At 74.4% G+C, this 13,446-nt stretch carries 10 protein-coding genes; 3 read left to right on the forward strand and 7 right to left on the reverse strand.

Going from position 1 to position 13,446, the window contains the following annotated elements; translation table 11 throughout:
• Positions 1 to 54 precede the first annotated feature (54 nt).
• Both ABD296_RS04995 and ABD296_RS05000 read right to left on the reverse strand, forming a co-directional pair.
• Positions 55 to 1,194, reverse strand: coding sequence for a thiolase C-terminal domain-containing protein (locus ABD296_RS04995; protein ID WP_344261920.1), 1,140 nt, complete (start codon positions 1,192 to 1,194; stop codon positions 55 to 57).
• Positions 1,191 to 1,649, reverse strand: coding sequence for a Zn-ribbon domain-containing OB-fold protein (locus ABD296_RS05000; protein ID WP_344261922.1), 459 nt, complete (start codon positions 1,647 to 1,649; stop codon positions 1,191 to 1,193). Before ABD296_RS05000 ends, ABD296_RS04995 begins: the two co-directional genes overlap by 4 nt.
• Positions 1,650 to 1,784: 135 nt before the next feature.
• On the opposite strand from ABD296_RS05000, the gene ABD296_RS05005 reads away from it, so the two are divergent.
• Positions 1,785 to 3,293 (forward strand): MFS transporter, encoded by a 1,509-nt coding sequence (locus ABD296_RS05005; RefSeq protein WP_344261924.1) that lies wholly within the window; start codon positions 1,785 to 1,787, stop codon positions 3,291 to 3,293.
• Positions 3,294 to 3,342: 49 nt separating this feature from the next.
• Here ABD296_RS05005 and ABD296_RS05010 read toward each other — a convergent pair whose 3' ends face one another.
• Positions 3,343 to 6,141 carry a hypothetical protein gene (locus tag ABD296_RS05010; RefSeq protein ID WP_344261926.1) on the reverse strand — a complete coding sequence of 933 codons (2,799 nt, stop codon included), beginning with the start codon at positions 6,139 to 6,141 and terminating at the stop codon, positions 3,343 to 3,345.
• A gap of 61 nt (positions 6,142 to 6,202) precedes the next feature.
• On the reverse strand, positions 6,203 to 7,360 hold the full coding sequence (locus ABD296_RS05015; protein ID WP_344261928.1) for a M20/M25/M40 family metallo-hydrolase: 1,158 nt from the start codon (positions 7,358 to 7,360) through the stop codon (positions 6,203 to 6,205).
• 155 nt (positions 7,361 to 7,515) lie between these two features.
• Between ABD296_RS05015 and ABD296_RS05020 the strand changes: the two genes are divergently transcribed.
• The gene (locus tag ABD296_RS05020) at positions 7,516 to 8,304 is read left to right on the forward strand and encodes a GNAT family N-acetyltransferase (RefSeq protein ID WP_344261930.1); all 789 of its coding nucleotides are present in this window, start codon (positions 7,516 to 7,518) and stop codon (positions 8,302 to 8,304) included.
• The gene (gene menC, locus ABD296_RS05025; RefSeq protein WP_344261932.1) at positions 8,304 to 9,422 is read left to right on the forward strand and encodes an o-succinylbenzoate synthase; all 1,119 of its coding nucleotides are present in this window, start codon (positions 8,304 to 8,306) and stop codon (positions 9,420 to 9,422) included. The genes ABD296_RS05020 and menC overlap by 1 nt, the downstream gene beginning before the upstream one ends.
• A 59-nt stretch (positions 9,423 to 9,481) precedes the next feature.
• Here menC and ABD296_RS05030 read toward each other — a convergent pair whose 3' ends face one another.
• The 3 genes from ABD296_RS05030 to ABD296_RS05040 form a co-directional block, all read right to left on the reverse strand.
• Positions 9,482 to 10,309, reverse strand: coding sequence for a serine hydrolase (locus ABD296_RS05030; RefSeq protein WP_344261934.1), 828 nt, complete (start codon positions 10,307 to 10,309; stop codon positions 9,482 to 9,484).
• Between the two features lie 71 nt (positions 10,310 to 10,380).
• A complete protein-coding gene (locus ABD296_RS05035; RefSeq protein ID WP_344261936.1) occupies positions 10,381 to 11,787 on the reverse strand; it encodes an SLC13 family permease in 1,407 nt (468 codons plus the stop codon).
• A 50-nt stretch (positions 11,788 to 11,837) separates the two neighbouring features.
• The gene (locus tag ABD296_RS05040) at positions 11,838 to 13,427 is read right to left on the reverse strand and encodes an N-acyl-D-amino-acid deacylase family protein (RefSeq protein ID WP_344261938.1); all 1,590 of its coding nucleotides are present in this window, start codon (positions 13,425 to 13,427) and stop codon (positions 11,838 to 11,840) included.
• Positions 13,428 to 13,446: the final 19 nt, after the last annotated feature.

The raw sequence follows: 13,446 nt of genomic DNA on the forward strand, positions 1-13,446 counted from the left end.
TGGCGGCGTGTCGCCCCCCTATGACGGCCAGCCCGGGGGGCGGCACGCCGCGGCTCAGCGGTGAGAAGCGAGGACGAGCACGGCGGCGGACATGAACATGCCGCCGTTGCCCAGCACCACGCTGACCTCCGCGTCCGGGACCTGCGCGGCGGCCTCCTTGCGGAGCTGGCGGACGGCCTCCTGGATCGCGAACATCCCGTACATGCCGGTGTGGGTGTAGGACAGGCCGCCGCCGTTGGTGTTCAGCGGGAGGCGGCCGCCGGGCGAGGTGTGGCCCTCGGCGATGAACGCGCCCGCCTCACCGCGCCCGACGAACCCCATGTCCTCCAGGCCGTAGATCGGCAGGTGCGCGAACGCGTCGTAGATCATCACATGGTCGACGTCGCCGTGCCCGACGCCCGCCTCCGCGAACGCGGCGCGGGACGCCCGGCGGAACCCCGCCGAGCTGGTCAGGTCGGCCATCTGCGAGATGATCGGCGACTCGGCGGACTCCCCCGCCCCCAGCAGGTGGACGAGCGGGCGGCGGGTGCCGAGCGCGCGGGCGCGGTCCTCGGACGTGACGATCAGCGCGCCGCCGCCGTCGGTTACGAGGCAGCACTCCAGCAGGTGGAACGGGTAGGCGACCATCCGGGACGCGAGGACGTCCTCGACCGTGATCGGCTCGCGGTACATCGCGCGCGGGTTGTGGTTCGCCCAGCGCCGCTGCGCCACCGGGACCTCGGCGAGCTGCTCGTGGGTGAGGCCGGTCTCCTTCATGTACCGCAGCGCGGTGAGGGTGAAGGCGCTCGTCGGGCCGAACACGCCGTACGGGGCCTCGAACTGGCCGCTCAGCGAGTCGGGCGAGCGGGCGTAGCGGGGCGCGCCGACGCGGGAGCGGCCCGATTCGCCGTGCGTGATGAGGACGGTGCCGCACATCCCGGCGCGGATCGCGGCGGCGGCATGCCGGACGTGGAACAGGAACGACGAGCCGCCGACCTGCGTGCCGTCCAGCCATGCCGGCTCGATCCCCAGCGAATGCGCGATCTCCACGGGGCCGGGGGTGCCGACGGCTGCGACGCCGTCGATGTCGTCCTTGGTCAGCCCGGCGTCGGCGAGGGCGTTGCGGGCGGCTTCGAGATGGAGCTGCCGGGTGGAGTGGTCGGGCAGCCGGCCGATCTCGTCGGTCTCGGCCGCACCCGCGATGACGATGTTCACCGGGCCTCCTCCACCGGGGTGAAGAGCGGCAGCTCGACGTCGCCGCGCCGCTCGAAGACGACGCGGAGCGGCAGGTCGAGCGGCAGGTGCCCGGGGTCGGCGGGGACGCCGACGATGTTGCTCATCATCCGGACGCCCTCCTCCAGCTCGACGATCGCGATGACGTAGGGCGCCTCGTCCTCGAAGCCGGGCGCCGGACGGTGGTTGATCACGTACGAGTGGAGGGTGGCGCGCCCGGTGGCGGTCACCCACTCGACGTCGCCGGAGCCGCAGTGCGGGCAGGCGGGGCGCGGATAGAAGAAGTGCCGGGCGCAGGCTCGGCAGCGCTGGACGCGCAGCTCGCCGGCGGCGGCGCCGTCCCAGAACGGCCGGGTGTCGGGGGTGGGCCGCGGGACGGCCTTGGACGGTGCCTTGGACGGAGCCCTGGACGGTGCGGGCCTGGAGGCGGTGGACATCGCCCTCCTCGTTGAGAGTTCTAGATCGAGATTCTAGAACTTTGCTCTGGAAAATTTAAGGACCCGAACCTAGAGTTCGCTTCTAGAACCACCGGGCCCGAAAGCCCCCCGCCGGGACAACCGGAAAGAGGTGCCATGACCACCCTCGATCACCCGGCCGCCCCCGAACCCAGAGCCGCGATCGACCGCCTCTGGAAGCGCGACCTCGACCGCTATCCGGAAACCGGCCCCCGCGTGTGGTACCTCGCGGTGGTCGTCCTCGCCACGATCGTCCTGTACTGCGAGCAGTACGTGACGGGCGGCGTGGCGCCGCTCGTCCTCGCCCACTTCGAGATGTCGTTCCTCTTCTACGTCAACGCGCTGGTCATCGGGGGGCTGGTCGGCGCGTTCGGCGCGCTCGCCGCCGGCCTCTGCGACAAGTGGGGCCGCGCGAACCTGGTCGCCTACGGGCTCGGCGTCACCGGCGTGCTGACGCTGCTCATCCCGTCGATGCCGAACAAGTGGGCGTTCGTCGTCCTGCTCACCGTGATCGGGATGGTCGAGGGGGTGATCCTGGTGGCCACGCCCGCGCTGGTCCGGGACTTCTCCCCGCAGCTCGGCCGCGCGTCCGCGATGGGCTTCTGGACGCTCGGCCCGGTCGTCGCGAGCCTCATCGTCAGCTTCGTCGCGAACCGGACGCTGGAGCGCCTCGACAACAGCTGGGCCAGCCAGTACTACATCATGGGCGCCTTCGGGCTCGTCGTCTTCGCGATCGCGCTCGGCGGCCTGCGGGAGCTGAAACCCGGCCTGCGCAGCCAGGTCATGGTCAGCGCCGACGACCGCGCGAAGGTGGAGGCGCACGCGGCGCAGGCCGAGGCGAGCGCCGACCTCGGCCGGCCGTGGGCGCAGATGCTGAAGTTCGACATCCTCGCCCCGGCCGCCGGGATCTCGATCTTCCTGATCATCTACTACACGGCGGTCGGGTTCTTCACCATCTACCTGACCACCACGTTCGGGTTCTCCACGTCCCGCGCCAATGGCATCAACACCTGGTACTGGGCGATGGACGCGATCGCGCTGGTGATCGTCGGGGTCGTGTCCGACCGGACCCGGGTGCGCAAGCCGTTCATGGCCGGGGGGACCGTCCTCGCGGTGGTCATGACGTACGTGTTCCTGACCCGCGCCTCCCATCCGCACACCAGCTTCACGGCGCTGGCAACGATCGTCAGCCTCCTGGCGGTCGGCCTCGCCATCGCGTACGCGCCGTGGATGGCGGCGTTCACCGAGACGATCGAGCGGCGCAACCCGGCGCTGATGGCGCACGGGCTCGCCGTCTGGGGCTGGACGACCCGGATCGCGGTCGCCGGCTCCGTCTTCGCGCTGCAGTACGTGGTGAGCAGCGCGAACACCCTGGTCGACGCCCCCGGGAAGCTCGCGGAGGCCAAGGCGGCGCAGGAGGCGGGCCACGCGCCCTCGGCTGCGCTGATGCACCAGCTCGCCGACATCAAGCAGGCGGCGGCGGACGCCCCGCACCAGTGGCAGCACTGGTGGTGGGTGTGCATCGTCGCGCAGCTGCTGTTCTTCGCGCTGATGCTGCCGCTCGCCGGACGGTGGAGCCCGCGCGCCGCGAAGGCCGATCTGGAGGCGGCCGAGGCGAAGAAGTAGGCGGTTCGTTGGTGGCCGTTCCGCGGGCTCATCGCCCGCGGGGCGGCCGTCAGCGGTGGCTGTGGGCGCGCGACCACAGGGCGGTCCAGCCGCCCGCCCCGAGCCAGGACGCGGGGACGCGCAGCCCGTGCTCGGCGACCTCGTCCCAGAACAGCCCGGTGTCGGCGCCGAGCTCGGCGGCGTCGGGCAGCGCGCGCCGCCACGGCCCGTCCTCGTCCTCGAGGGTGGTCGCCGGGTAGCCGGGAACGGCGATCTCGCGCGGCGGCACGACGGTCGCGAGCGGGACGTCCGGCGCGGCGCAGGTGACGAGGACGGCCAGTGCGCACAGCAGCGGCTCGGTCGGCCGGTGCGCCACGGCGCGGGCGACGGCCGGGTCGTCCTGGACGGCCAGCCTCCCGACCGCCGCGCGGACCCGGCGCGCGACCAGGTCCAGGGCGTACGGGTCGGCGATCGCCGGCAGCCGGACGAGCCTGCGCAGCGTCTTCGGCAGCGGTGGCTCTCCAAGCAGCAGAGGAAGCTGGTCGTAGCGCTGCCGCAAGGCCGGATCGAGACCCTCCAGCGCGGCGGCGAGCGGCCGTTCCCCCGTCGCGCCCCACAGCCCGGCGAGCGTCACGGACCCGGTGCCGAGCGCGCGGCGGACGGCGGCGGTGAGCTGCGCGGACCCGAGCCGGCGAAGCCTGGTGAGCGCCGCGTCCGGCGGGGTCGCGGCGAGCGCGGCGAACACCTCCAGCGTCCCGGGGCGGGTGCCGTCCCAGGCCGCGCGGGCGAGGTCGCCGAGCGCCGGTCCCACCTCCTCGACCAGGCGCGGCGCTGGCCGCCGGCGCGGCGTCCGGACGGGTGGGACCTCCTCCGGCACCGGCTCCTCGGGCGGCCTCGTTCCGGGGATCGCGTCGACCCACGCGCGGAACCGGCGCTCCAGCTCGGTGTCGGGCGCCCCGTTGAAGCGCGCCGCGATCTCGGTGACATGCCAGCCGCGCGACTGCGGGCGGCGCGGGCTCACCTCGGCGTTGGCGACGAGCACGCCGTCCTGGTCGTAGAGGCCGACCAGGGCGACGCGTCCCTCGCGGGCGTCGTCGACGTACCACGGGCTGGCGATGCAGTTGCCCATGTGGTCCGACCATTCGGCGAGGTCGCGAGCGCTGCGGGCCACCCTCACGCGGACCTTCGCGCCGGGCACGGCCGCTCCCTCACGGGCGGCCAGCGCGGGCGGGACCTTGAACTCGCCGGTCAGCGCCTCGCTGATCGCCGTCCCGGCGGTCAGGCCCTCGGTGAACCCGGTCCAGGTGCGCACGCCCTTCGGCGGGACGCCGCCGAGCGCGACGAGCTGCGCGGCGCCGGACACCGCCAGCGTCACCGAGTCGAGCCGGGGCGTGAGGGGCTCCGGTTCCTCCAGCGGCGGCGGGTCGTAGTCGAACCAGGGGGCGCCGGTGCCGTCCACCGAGCGCGCCGCGTCGTGCCCGTGCAGCTGGGCGAGCGCGTCGATCAGGTCGACGTACCAGAGCAGGTCCCCGACGAGCTCCTCGCGCTCGCGCAGCGGCTCGCGGTCGCCGAGGATCGGGCCGGTCCACGGCGGGATGCCGCCCCATCCGGCGAGCGGCCGCACCGCGCTGTACCCGGACGCGGCGCGCCAGCCGCGCAGGTCGTGCGCGCCCCAGTCGCGCAGCGGATCGTCCTGGTGCCCGATCATCCGGTCCATGACCGCCTCGACGGTCTCGATGACGAGGATGCCGTACTCCTTGGCGCGGGTCAGGCGCGGCTTCACGAAGCCGATGAGCCGGGCGTCGACCGGCTTGCCGGCGGACAGCCTGCGGTGGATCTCGCCCACGGGGACGGTGGGCCGGGCGGGCAGCCCGCCGGAACGGCCGCGGCCGCCGGTCCACGCGGGACACCGCTCGATGACGGCGCCGAGGAGCGCCGCCGAGCGCGCCAGGCCCTCCTCGAAGCCGTGGTCGGCGACCGCGACGGCGGTGCGCAGCAGAGCGGTGGCGGCGATCGCGTCCTGGAACATCCGGACGAGCTGGTCGCGCCAGTAGGCGTCGGGCGGCGTCCACCGCGCGGCGTCCGCGAGCGAGGGCTCGTGCCCGAGCTCGCCCTTCAACCATCCGACGACCACCTCGTCCTCGTGGCGGACGCGGCGTTCGCGCAGGTCGGCGAGCCGGTCGCGGCGGCTCTGCGTGGCCAGGCGGCGGTCGCGGCGGCCGAGCCGCTCCTGGTGCCCGAGCACCTCCGACCACAGGTCGAGGAGCAGGTCGAGCCGGCGGGGGCGCGGCACTCCGTCCAGCACCCGGCGCAGGTAGCCGCCGAGCACGGACGGCGCCCCCGGCACGGCGGTGTCAGGTCCGTCCAGGTCGAGGACGCGTTCCAGCTGCTCGGGCCCGAGGACGTCGCTCGCGGCGGACGCCAGGCGCAGCGCGGCCCACCGCCCGTCACCGGCCGCCTTCGCCGCCGCCGCACCCACCCGCCTGGTGACCGACGGGCCGAACAGCGCCACCAGGAACCGGGTCCGGTCCCCCAGCCGGTCCGCGTGCTCTAGCCCGAGCGCCCGCAACGCCGCGAGGACCGCGTCGCGCTGGTCGCCGCGCGCCCCCTCCAGGCGGGCGGAGCGGAATCCGGCGCCGAGGTCGGCGCCCGCCCCCGCGGCGACCACTCCACCGGCCTCGACCAGCGCGGACAGCTCCTCGACGGCATGCCGGACGTCCGCGCCGGACGCGCCGGCGGGCCCCAGCGCGACGGGCGCGCCGGGCTGCGCGACGGCCCCGCCGGCGACCCGGGCCGGGGCGCCGGACGGCCCCGCCGTCCACGCGCCCATGTCCGAGGCGACGACTCCGCCCGCGAGCCTGATCTTCACAAGGTCGAGTCTTGCCCGCCCGGCTTGCGACGTCGACCCGGTTTCTGACCTTGTGGGCGGGTCAGGGCCGGAAAGGCGCGGCGATCAGCGCGGCGAGGAGGGCGGCGCAGCGGGACAGGTCGGCGACCTGGATGTGCTCGTCCGCGGCGTGCGCGCCCCGGCCGCGCGGGCCGAGGCCGTCGAGCGTGGGCAGGCCGCGGGAGCCGGGCAGGTTCGCGTCGCCCGCGCCCGCCGCCGGGCGGCCCCGGACGGTCTGCCCGAGCGCGGCGCCCACCTCCGCCAGGTGCGCCAGCAGCGGGTTGGCCGGGTCGTCCTGCCAGGTCGGGCGGGACGTCAGCACCTCGGCCTCGACCTGCGCGCCGTCCCTGACCGGGCGGGCGGCGCGGAGCACGTCCAGCATCCGGCGCTCGGATCCGGCGTCGGTAAAGCGGAGGCCGATCTCCGCCCAGGCGTCCCCGGCGATCACGTTGGCGCGGCTGCCGCCCTCGATCCGGCCGATGTTGAGCAGGGTCGTCCCGTCGTCGGGCACGGCGGCGCGGACGGCGGCGAGCTGGTCGAGCAGCTCGTCGATCGCGGACACGCCGCGGCCCGGGTCGAGGGCGGCGTGCGCCTCGCGGCCCCGGACCCGCAGCGCGACGCGGGTGCTGCCGCGCCGCGCGGACTTCAGCGCGCCGTCGGGGTGCGGCGACTCCAGGCCGATGACCGCTGCGGCACCCTCCATCTCGGCCTCGACCAGCGCGCGGCCGGTGGGGCTGCCGACCTCCTCGTCCGCGACGACGACGGCGCGGACGGGCGCGGGCACCGCGATCCCGGCGGCGTCGAGCGCCTGGAAGGCGGTCTCCAGCGCGACGAGGCCGCCCTTCATGTCGAAGACGCCGGGGCCGGTGATGGTCGTGCCGTCGTCGGTGTACGGCATGTCGGCGAGTCGCCCGACCGGCCAGACCGTGTCGTAGTGGCCGACCACGAGCAGGTGCCCGGGACCGTCCGGGCCCCAGGACGTGACCAGATGGTCGCCGCCCGGGGACGGCACCCGGCGCACCCGGCCGCCGGCGGCGGCCTGCCCGGCCTCGACCAGGCCGGCGCAGCGGGCCAGGGCCGCGGCGTCGCCGCTGGGCGACTCGGCGAGGGCGTATTCGCGCAGGCGGGCGCGGGAAGGGTCCAGAAGAGCGGCGGCGGCCTCGGTGATGCGGGCGGCGGCAGCAGGGTCCAGCGCGGTCATGTCCCTCCGGCTCCCGAAGATCGTTGACGAACATACGAATCGTATATCTGTCATGATCCTCGCAATATTTGACGCTGACAAGGCGTGATGCTACAACGAGGACATAGATCTACAACATATCTAGGTCAGGACATGTGCTGACAGTAAGCGATGCGATGCCTGTGAGATCCCCGGCCGTCCACGTGCGGCCCCTGTCCGGGCCCGCGGAGATGCGCGCCGCGGTCGCCCTGTACCGCGAGGTGTTCCGGCTCGGCGAGACCGACCCCGCGGTCAGCCCGCGGCTGCTCATCTCGCTCGCGCACAACGGCGGGTCGGTCGTCGGCGCGTTCGACGGCGGCGAGCTCGTCGGGTTCGCCTACGGCTTCGGCGGCATCGACCCGTCCGGCGCCGTCTACCACTACTCGCAGATGGCCGCCGTCCGCGACGACCAGCAGGGCCGCGGCGTCGGCCGCGCCCTCAAGCTCGGGCAGCGCGAGCAGGTGCTGTCCACCGGCGTCACCGCGATGCGCTGGTCGTTCGACCCGGCCCGCACCCGCAACGCGCACTTCAACCTCGACGTCCTCGGCGCGGTCGCGCGCTGGTTCGAGCCGAACCTGCTGGGCGTCGAGGACGTCGGCCGCGACCGCGGCATGCGCACCGACCGCCTCATCGTCGAATGGGACCTGACGGCCGATCCGGACTCCGCGCCCCGCCGGGCGCCCGCGCCGCCGCGCGTGCCCTGGGGCGAGACCGCCCGCGACGGGGACGCCGTGCTGCTCGGCCTGCCCGGCGACTGGGACGCCCACGTCGCCGCCGACCGGGCCGCCTCCGTCGCGCTCCGGCAACGCGTCGCGGACGTCATGGGCCGCCTGGTCGCAGCCGGTTACGCCGCCGTCTCGTGCAAGGTCGCCTCCGGCGACACCGCCGTCTACCGGTTCGTCCCCGACCCGCAGGAGAAGAACTGATGCCCGCCGTCGCCGCCGTCGAGGCGTTCCGGCTGCGCCTGCCGCTCGTCCACACCTTCCAGACCAGCTCGCACCGCAAGTCGCATCTCGAGCACATCGTCGTCCGGGTCACCGACGGCTCCGGCGCCGCCGGCTGGGGCGAGATCGCCTCGCCGAGCGACCCGTACTACTGCCCGGAGACCGTCGACACCTGCTGGATGATGCTGCGCCGCTACCTCGCGCCCGCGCTGGTCGGCGCCGAGTGGGACCACCCGTCCGAGGCGGGGCGTTCCTGGGCGCGGGTCCGCGGCCACCACTTCGCCAAGGCCGGGCTCGACATCGCCTGCTGGGACCTGTGGGCCCGCACGACCGGCGCCTCGCTCGCCGCCGCGCTCGGCGGCACCCGCGAGCGCATCGCCGCCGGCGTCAGCCTGGGCATCGAGCCGACCGTCGAGGACCTGCTCGCGCAGGTCGGGCGGCACGCCGCCGACGGCTACCGGCGCATCAAGCTGAAGATCGCGCCCGGCTGGGACGTGGCGCCGACGCGGGCCGTCCGCGAGGCGTACCCGGACCTGGCCGTCCAGGTCGACGCCAACGGCGTCTACCCCGAGTCGCTCGAAGCGCTGGCGACCATGCGGGAGTTGGACGGGCTCGGCCTGCTGCTCATCGAGCAGCCGTTCGCGCCGGGCGCCCTCGCCGCGCACGCCCGCCTCGCCGCCACGATCGGCACGCCCGTCTGCCTGGACGAGTCGGTCGACGACCTGGACCAGCTCGACACGGCCATCGCGCTGAGCGCCGGGAGCATCCTGAACGTCAAGGTGTCCCGGATGGGCGGGCTCACGGCGGCCCGCGCGGCGCACGACCGCGCCGTGGCGGCCGGCTGGAAGGTGTGGTGCGGCGGCATGCACGAGTTCGGCGTCGGCCGCGCCGCGAACGTCGCGATCGCGTCCCTGCCCGGCTTCGACCTGCCCAGCGACGTGTCCGGCTCCGACAAGTACTACGCCCACGACATCGTGGCCCCGCCCATCCGCGCGACCGACGGCACGGTGCCCGTGCCGTCCGCGCCCGGCCTGGGCCACGAGGTCGACGAATCCCTGATCCGCGCCCAGGCGACCGAGACCTTCCACACCCCACGTTGAGTTGCGGCGAGTCGTCGTTATGGCGCGGCTCATAACGACGACTCGCCGCAAGTCAACGATTACGGGGTCGGGGACGGGTGGGTCGGGGACGGGTGGGGCGGGGGTGTGAGGCCGGTCGCGGTGTAGACGGCTCGGCCGGTTTCGGCGATGAGGGCGGCGGCCTCGTGCTCGCTGTCGATGCCCTCCGTCATGGCCACGAGGATGATCGGGTCGCGGCCCTCGGCGAGGACGATCCCGGCGTCGTGGCAGACGGACGCCAGCTCGCCCGTCTTGTGGGCCAGCGTCACGCCCGGCGGGAGGTGGCGGGGCAGGCGGTCGTTGACCTGCTGGCGGGCCAGCACGTCGAGCGCGAACGCGGTGCCCTCCTCCCCGAGCAGCTCGCCCCTGACAAGGCCGGTCAGCAGCGCGGCGACGTCCGCCGGGATGGTGAGGTTCTCGTCGCCGCGCTCGCGGGCCGCAGCGTCCATCATCACGCGGGCCAGCACCGTGCCGTGCAGGCCGCGGCGGGCGCACCAGGCGTTCACCGCGTCCCTCCCGACCAGGTCGATCAGCAGGTTGGTCGCGGTGTTGTCGCTGACGATGATCATCAGGGTGACCAGGTCGCGGACGCTGAACTCCGCAGCGTCCGCGAGGTCCTTGATGACGCCGCTGCCGGGCACCCGGGCGTCCGGCGGCGCCGGCACCCGGTCGTCAAGCGAAAGGCCGCCGGCCCCCGCCTCCGCCAGCACCGTCGCCATGACCGCGAGCTTGATCACCGACGCGGAGGTGAAGCGGCGGCCGGCGTTCATCTCCGCGCGCTCGCCGGTGCCGAGGTCGTGCGCGACGACGCCGAGCGTCCCGCCCAGGCGGTCCGCCCGCCGCACCAGCCCGTCGAGTTCGCCGCGCATGTCAGGCCTCCCAGGGGCAGTTCTTCCCGAGGGGGGACGGCCCCCCACACCCCCGGGCCGGCTTCGTCGGATTAAAGCAGGATCGCGAACAGCACCAGGAACCCGGCCGTGTTCGCGACCATGATCGCCCAGCCGTTGAACAGCATCATCCGCAGATCGCTGGAGCGGGCCAGGCCCATCTGCCCCATCATGTCCGCGGTCGGGTACGGGCCGAGCTGGTCGATCTGCGCCGTCCCGAGCAGCGACACCGCCCACGCGGCGGGCGGCACGCCCAGCGACGTCACCAGCGGCCCGAACAGCTTGTTGATCAGGACGACCTGGGCGACCGCCGCGCCGGGCACCGCGTGCACGTAGCCGAGAAGCACCACCAGCAGCAGGAACACGTACGGGCCGACGTCCGGCATGACGTCCTTGAGGTGGTCGAAGATCGTGTCGAACGCGCCGGTCTTCTGCACCAGGGTCAGCAGCGGGTCCAGCAGCCAGAACAGCATGAACAGCCAGATCAGCCGGGCCGCGCCCGCATAGACGGCCTCCGCCGTCCCCTTGGCGCCGAGACCGCCGGCCAGGCCGGTCGCGGCGGCGGTGACGACCATGACGACCAGCGCGTAGGAGTACCCCGCCTTGACCCACACGCCGTACACGGCGAGCGCGATGAGCACGGCGATGAAGGCGAGCGCGGCCCACTGCCCGCGCCTGTCCGGCGCGGCGTCGGCGTCGTCGTCCTTGGCGGCGTCCTCCGGCGCGTACTCCTGGTCGGTGTGCTTCTGGATCCAGCGGGCCATGAAGAACCCGGTCACGAGGGTGATCGCGCCGACGGGCAGGCCCGCGTGCAGCAGGTAGTCGCCGTAGGACAGCTTCGCGGCGGCCGTGATCGTCACGACCGGAGGGGTGAACGGGCCGAGCATCAGCCCGGCCGCGCCCGCCGCGTGGAACATCCCCGCGACGGCCGGCGGCCGCCACCCCATCCGCGCCGCGATCGGGATGACGATCGGCGCGATGATCGCGTTGCCGCCGGCGAGGGTGCCGAGCGCGCCCACGATGACCAGCGACGACACCATGACGCCGAGCTGGACGCGGGTCGGGGTGCTGAGCCCGATCCGGCCCATCACCGTCCGGACGAGGGTCTGCGCGGCGCCGGTCTCCTGCGCGACGTGGCCGAGGCCGGCGCCGAGCAGGATGATCAGGCCGATCACCGCGACCAGCGAGCCCATGGACGTGGCGAGCTGCTCGCCGAGCGGCACCGGCGCGGTCCTGGTCATGATCGCGGCGACGATGACGGCGCCGATCGTGGCCAGCACGACGTCGACGCCGAGCAGCGCGAGGACCGCGTACATGATGATGGGGACGAGGCCCCAGATGCCGGCCTTGCCGCCTGCGACGGCCAGCACGATGCCCGCGACGACGCAGATCGCGAAGCAGACCACCGCGGTGAGCTGCCTGCGGTCGAGCCGTCCGCCGAGCGTGACAGCGCTACTCAATCGCGCTCCTGTTCAACGGGGATCCCGGGGGGATCCGGAAGAATGCGCGCTCAGCCGGCACGGCGCAGCACGCGTCCGGGACGCGCGCCGGTGGCCGTGCCGTCGCGCAGCACGGGGACGCCGCGCACGAGCACGTGCCGCACACCCGTGGCGAGCCGCCAGGGATCTGCGAAGTCGGAGTTGTCGATCACCGCGTCCGGGGCGAACACGGCGAGGTCGGCCACGCGGCCCGGCCGGATCTCGCCGCGGTCGGCCAGCCCGAGCCGCGCGGCGGGCAGGGAGGTCATCTTCCGGACGGCCTCGGGCAGCGTGAGCAGCCCGTCCTGCCGGACGTAGCGGCCGAGCACGCGCGCGAACGTGCCGAAGCTGCGCGGGTGCGGGCGGCCCTCGCCGGACGGCGCGAGCGTCCAGCCGTCGCTGGCCACGCTGACCAGCGGGTGCGCGAGGACGGCCGACACGTCGCCGGCGGACATCGCGTGGTTGACGATCGAGACGGTCGCGTTGTGCGCGGCCAGCAGCTCCAGCGCCGCCTCCGCCGGGTCCGTGCCGATCTCCTCGCCGATCTCGGCGAGGCTGCGGCCGATGAACCGGGAGTAGGGGCCGTCCGGCAGCCCGGCGACGACCACGCCGGCCGGGTCGATGTCGCGGCCGAACCGGCCGCGCAGCTCCGCGGCGATCCGGCTCCGGGTGGAGCGTTCCATCAGGCGTTCGAGCAGCCGCGCGGCGCCGCCGTCCATCGCCCAGCCCGGCAGCCGCGACGTCAGCGTCGTCGACGACGCGGTGTAGGGGTACACGTCGGCGGCGACGTCCACGCCCTCGGCGCGGGCCGCCTCGATCTTCGCCAGCGCCTCGTGGACGGCGCCGTGGTTCGCCGGGCCCATCGCCTTGAGGTGGGAGATCTCCAGCCGTGCGCCCGACCGGCGCGCCGCGTCCAGCGCCTCGTCGACCGCCGCGAGCAGCTCGTTGCTCTCGTTGCGCATGTGCGTGGAGTACAGCAGGCCGCGCGCCGCCGCCTCGGTGGCGAGCGCCGCGACCTCGGCGGACGAGGCGTACGACCCCGGCGCGTAGATCAGCCCGGTGGAGAAGCCGAACGCGCCCTGCTCGGCGGCGGCGGCCAGCAGCGAGCGCATCCGCGCCAGCTCGTCCGCGGTGGCGGGGCGCTCGTCGGCGCCCATCACCAGCGTCCGCAGCGCCTGGTGCCCCACCTGCGTCGCCAGGTTGATCGCCGGCCGGTCCGCCTCGACGGCGCGGGCGTAGCCGTCCAGGTCGCTCCACTCGAAGTCGACGCCGGACGCCAGGAACCCGGCGGCGCCGCGCAGCTCCTCGGCCTCGGCGGCCACCGGGAACGGAGAGAACCCGCAGTTGCCGCCGAGCAGCGTCGTCACGCCCTGGTGCACGGCCGTCTCGGCGGCCGGACGCTCCTGGACGGTGAAGTCGGCGTGCGAGTGCAGGTCGATGAAGCCGGGCGCGACGACCAGGCCGGTCGCGTCCAGCTCCGGGCCCTCGTGCGTCTTGCCCGGCGGGACGACGTCGCGGATCACGCCCTCGCGCACCACCACGTCGGCCCGCCGCGCCGGCGCGCCGGTGCCGTCCAGCACGTCGCCGCCGGTGATGACGACGTCGTCCGCCTCGTGTCTCACGTGCCTCGCGTGCGTCGCG

Origin of the sequence: Actinomadura napierensis, from assembly GCF_039529375.1 — a bacterium.
GTDB lineage: Bacteria > Actinomycetota > Actinomycetes > Streptosporangiales > Streptosporangiaceae > Spirillospora > Spirillospora napierensis.

What these genes read in the sequence shown, in the direction of transcription:
- ABD296_RS05000 (WP_344261922.1), bottom strand. Translation starts at nt 1,649, where the DNA reads ATGTCCACCGCCTCCAGGCCCGCACCGTCCAGGGCTCCGTCCAAGGCA.
- ABD296_RS05005 (WP_344261924.1), top strand. Translation starts at nt 1,785, where the DNA reads ATGACCACCCTCGATCACCCGGCCGCCCCCGAACCCAGAGCCGCGATC.
- ABD296_RS05015 (WP_344261928.1), bottom strand. Translation starts at nt 7,360, where the DNA reads ATGACCGCGCTGGACCCTGCTGCCGCCGCCCGCATCACCGAGGCCGCC.
- ABD296_RS05020 (WP_344261930.1), top strand. Translation starts at nt 7,516, where the DNA reads ATGCCTGTGAGATCCCCGGCCGTCCACGTGCGGCCCCTGTCCGGGCCC.
- menC (WP_344261932.1), top strand. Translation starts at nt 8,304, where the DNA reads ATGCCCGCCGTCGCCGCCGTCGAGGCGTTCCGGCTGCGCCTGCCGCTC.
- ABD296_RS05030 (WP_344261934.1), bottom strand. Translation starts at nt 10,309, where the DNA reads ATGCGCGGCGAACTCGACGGGCTGGTGCGGCGGGCGGACCGCCTGGGC.